Raw genomic sequence first — 382 nt, forward strand, 5'->3', positions numbered from 1 at the left:
GATCAGGGTATCGAAGGCGGTGAGGACCACCCCGGTGGTAATCGAGACGCCCAGCAGCAGGTGGAAGGCCAGCGCCGCGCCGAGCACCTCGGCAAGGTCGGTAGCGACGATCGACAGTTCCGCCAGCAGCCATTGGCCACGCGCCACGCCAGGGCGGTAGCGCTCCCGGGAGAGCTGCGCGAGGTCGCGGCCGGTGGCGATGCCCAGGCGCGAACAGAGGCTTTGCAGGAGCATCCCGGAAAAGCTCGCCAGCACCACTACGAACAGCAGCGCGTAGCCGAAGCGCGAGCCCGCCTCGATGGCGGTGGCCCAGTTGCCGGGGTCCATGTAGCCGACCGAGACCAGCAGGCCGGGGCCGATGAACAGCCCCAGCTTGCGCCGC

At 69.6% G+C, this 382-nt stretch carries 1 protein-coding gene; it reads right to left on the minus strand.

Annotated features, from left to right (window positions below; translation table 11 throughout):
- Positions 1-382: Nramp family divalent metal transporter (locus FLO80_RS24210; RefSeq protein ID WP_223145562.1), on the minus strand; the 382-nt coding region annotated here is incomplete at both ends.

This window comes from Aquicoccus porphyridii (genome assembly GCF_008369105.1).
GTDB lineage: Bacteria > Pseudomonadota > Alphaproteobacteria > Rhodobacterales > Rhodobacteraceae > Aquicoccus > Aquicoccus porphyridii.